Genomic DNA, 616 nt, shown 5'->3' on the forward strand with positions numbered 1-616 from the left:
GGGTCCGGAGGCCCTCCCCCTCGGGGCGCTCCTAGGGGTTCTCGCCGCCCTCCTCGGGGCCCTCTGGCAAGAAGGGGCGAGGCTCCTCCAGGCCCTCCTCAAGCCCCTCCCCTTCCCCTCGAGGCACGGCCTTCTCGGCCTGGGCCTCGCCCTCGCCCTCCTCTTCCTTCCCGAGGCCCTGGGCCCAGGCCTGGGCTGGGTGGGGGTGGCCACCACGCCCCTGGTTTCCTCGCGAGCCCTCCTCTACCTCCTCCTCGCCAAGCTCCTCCTCCTGGCCCTCGCGGGAGGGGCCCGGGCCTACGGCGGCCCCTACACGCCGGCTTTGGCGCTGGGCGGGCTCCTCGGGGCCCTCCTCGCCCGCCTCCTCGGGGTCGCGGCCCCCTCCCCGGAGGCCCTGGCCCTGGCGGGCGGGGCGGCGGTGCTCTCGGGGACGGCCCGGGCCCCCTTCGCCGCCGCCCTCCTCTCGGCGGAGTGGAGCGGGTACGCCGCCCTGCCCCTGGTGCTCCCCGCCGTGGTGCTGGCCTACGTCCTCACGCCCGCCTACGCCGAGGGCGAGGCTAGGGAAGAGCCGGCCACGCCGGGGGCGAGTCCGTCTGAAAGGCCTCTGCAAAGGGAA

At 76.6% G+C, this 616-nt stretch carries 1 protein-coding gene; it reads left to right on the forward strand.

Translation table 11 applies throughout. The annotated features are described in order from the left end of the window. The coding region (locus AC01Y6_RS10980; protein ID WP_476671565.1) for a chloride channel protein at positions 1-616 on the forward strand (616 nt) is incomplete at both ends.

The organism is Thermus sp. (genome assembly GCF_056332225.1).